Origin of the sequence: uncultured Boseongicola sp., from assembly GCF_937988555.1 — a bacterium.
GTDB lineage: Bacteria > Pseudomonadota > Alphaproteobacteria > Rhodobacterales > Rhodobacteraceae > Boseongicola.
Genome location: NZ_CALJXO010000289.1, coordinates 1 through 2,871, shown reverse-complemented (window position 1 = coordinate 2,871; position 2,871 = coordinate 1). Strand labels below are relative to the sequence as shown.

Annotated in this window: 2 protein-coding genes; both read left to right on the top strand. The window is 56.9% G+C overall.

What is annotated here, in order from left to right; all coding sequences use genetic code 11:
* Window positions 1-2,268, top strand: a 2,268-nt coding sequence (locus Q1B15_RS17025) for a bifunctional salicylyl-CoA 5-hydroxylase/oxidoreductase (protein WP_299755896.1), incomplete at its 5' end; no start/stop codon positions are given.
* Window position 2,269: 1 nt separating this feature from the next.
* Window positions 2,270-2,871, top strand: a 602-nt coding sequence (locus Q1B15_RS17020; RefSeq protein WP_299755893.1) for an SDR family NAD(P)-dependent oxidoreductase, incomplete at its 3' end; no start/stop codon positions are given.

Below are 2,871 nucleotides of genomic sequence, written 5' to 3'. Positions count from 1 at the left end.
GGCGGGCCCGCCGGACTGTACTTCGCCATCTCAACAAAGCTGCGCGCGCCGCAACACGAGGTGGTGGTGTTCGAGCGTAACAAGCCCGACGATACCTTCGGTTGGGGCGTGGTTCTTTCGGACGAAACACTGGACAACTTGGCGGCTAACGATCCCCTAAGCGCCGAAGCCATTCGCAAGCACTTCGCCTATTGGGACGACATTGCGGTCAATTATCGCGGTGAACGCATGGTTTCAACGGGGCACGGGTTTTGCGGTATTGGTCGGCAGAAATTACTGGATCTTCTGCAAGCGCGTGCGCGCGAGCTTGGCGTCGTACTTCAATTCGAGCATGAATACGCCTCAACCGATGAATTCGCAGATTTTGACCTCATTGTCGCGGCGGACGGCCTCAATTCAAAAGTCCGGCATGAACACGCAGCAACGTTTGAACCAAACACCGACACCCGAAAATGCAAATTCGTCTGGCTTGGCACGCAACAAAAGTTCGACGATGCCTTCACATTTATTTTTGAAGAAACCGAACACGGCTGGATATGGGCGCATGCCTATCAGTTCGATGCGGATACTGCGACGTTCATCGTTGAGTGCGGTGAGGACACTTGGAACGCTTTTGGCTTTGGCGAGTTAAGCCAAGCGGAGACAATTGAGAAATGCGAATCGATATTCAAGGATTATCTCGGCGGCCACGCGCTTCTTACTAACGCCGCCCATGTGCGCGGTTCGGCCTGGCTCAATTTCCCCCGCGTGCTGTGTCAAAAATGGTCGCACAAAAACATCGTGCTCATGGGGGATGCTGCCGCGACCGCACATTTTTCGATTGGATCAGGAACAAAGCTGGCGATGGAAAGTGCGATTGCGCTGGCTGACTATCTCGCAAGCGAACCGACAATGCAGGCGGCTTTTGCGCGCTATGAGGACGAGCGCCGTACCGAGGTTTTGCGCCTGCAATCCGCCGCGCGTAACTCGCTCGAATGGTTCGAAGACGTAGAGCGCTACCTCCATCTCGACCCGGTACAGTTTAATTATTCCCTGCTTACGCGATCCCAACGCATTTCCCACGAAAACCTGCGAATGCGCGACAAGGATTGGCTTGAAAGCGCGGAACGCTGGTTCTTTGACCAGGCGGGCGCGTCCACGAAGGCCGCTCATGCGCCGATGTTCGCGCCTTTTCGGTTACGCGAGTTAGAACTCAAAAATCGCGTTGTCGTCTCCCCCATGGCGCAGTATCGAGCGGTCGATGGCTGCCCGGGCGATTGGCACTTCGTTCATTATGCCGAACGGGCAAAAGGAGGCGCGGGGTTGGTCTATGCCGAGATGACGTGCGTTTCGCCAGAGGGCCGCATCACGCCGGGGTGCACGGGGCTTTATGCGCCTGAACATGAAATTGCCTGGACGCGTATCGTTGACTTTATTCATCAGGAAACCGACGCAAAAGTTGCGATCCAACTGGGTCATGCGGGCCCCAAGGGCTCAACCCAACTTGGTTGGGAGGAAGCGGACGCACCGCTAACAACGGGAAACTGGGAGATCATCGGGGCTTCGCCAATCCCCTGGTCCGATCGCAACCAGGTCCCCCGCGAGATGACACGCGGCGACATGGAAGCGGTGCGTGACCAATTCGTCGCCTCGGCAGAGATGGCCGAACGCTGCGGTTTTGATTGGCTCGAGCTTCATTATGCACACGGCTATCTCATGTCCGCTTTCATAACACCGCTCACAAACCGGCGCTGCGACGAATATGGCGGCAGCCTTGAGAACCGCATGCGGTTCCCACTTGAAGTTTTCCACGCAGTGCGCGCTGTCTGGCCCAAGGGCAAACCGATCTCAGTCCGCATTTCCGCCAATGATTGGGTTGGTGACGATGGCATAACGCCGGAAGATGCAGTTGACATTGCGCGCATGCTCCATGAAGCGGGCGTCGACATTATCGATGTCTCCGCTGGCCAAACATCAATACGTGCCGATCCGGTTTACGGCCGCATGTTCCAGACCCCGTTTTCTGATCGCATTCGCAATGAAGCAGGGCTCAAGACCATGGCAGTGGGTAATATTTACGAGCCTGACCATGTAAACTCGATCTTGATGGCAGGGCGCGCGGATCTCGTATGCTTGGCCCGCCCGCACCTTTCCAACCCCTATTGGACATTGCATGCCAACGCTACTCTTCAGGACACTATGGTGAACTGGCCGCAATCCTATTACCCGGGGCGTGATCAGCTACAGCGTCTCGCTGAACGGGGTGACACCCAGATGTTGAAGGTTTGACATGATCGATCTTTCCGGCCAGCACGCACTCATTACCGGCGGCGGCACAGGTATTGGCGCTGCTGTTGCTTCGGCTTTGGTCGGCGCTGGGGCAAATGTCACTATTTCTGGACGCCGCAAAGAGACCCTTACCGCTGTTGCGGCGCGTCACCCCGGCGTTCACACGGTCCAAGGGGACGTAACTGATGAAGCCTCTGTCGACGCGATGTTCCAAGCCGCGCGCGCTACCCATGGCCCCGTCACCGTTGCCATTGCTAATGCAGGCGCGGCGGAAAGCGCGCCCATGGACCGCGTTGATTTGGCCCAATGGGACCGCATGATCAGGGTCAATCTAACCGGGGCCTTCCTGACTTGCAGAGGGGCGCTTACGGATATGCGCGAGGTCGGTTGGGGACGCATTATCTGCATCTCGTCCACGGCTGGGCTTAAGGGATATCAGTATGCAGCACCCTATTGCGCCGCGAAGCACGGCGTTGTGGGGCTGGTCCGAGCACTCGCGCTTGAGACAGCAAAGCAAGGGATCACCGTCAATGCGCTTTGTCCCGGCTTTGTTGAAACGCCCCTTCTGGATCAATCGATAGATCGTATTATCGCAAAGACCGG